A 253-nucleotide genomic window follows, 5' to 3' on the forward strand; every position below is an offset into this window, starting at 1 on the left:
GACCTCGTTGGCATCTTTGCCGGAGCCTTTGACGGACGTTCCATGGTGGAGGTATTCGTCTTTGGTTGCGCCTGGGTAGGATGTCAGCCCGTCGGTGTAGATGGTCGAGCCCGGTTTGATATGCTTTTGAATAAACGTCTTGAGCGCTTCGGTTTCGGCGTTGGGGATGATTTGCAACCGGCAACGCCCGAAACCCTTGGGGGAAAGCAACTCCACGGCGATGGCGACCAGCACCTTGCCTCCGGCACCGCGC

Annotated in this window: 1 protein-coding gene; it reads right to left on the reverse strand. The window is 58.5% G+C overall.

Annotated elements, in window-relative coordinates; all coding sequences use genetic code 11:
• Window positions 1-253, reverse strand: a 253-nt coding sequence (locus tag IV91_RS0115415) for a transposase (protein WP_031599654.1), incomplete at both ends; no start/stop codon positions are given.

It is taken from the genome of Ferrovum myxofaciens (assembly GCF_000735045.1).
Lineage (GTDB): Bacteria > Pseudomonadota > Gammaproteobacteria > Burkholderiales > Ferrovaceae > Ferrovum > Ferrovum myxofaciens.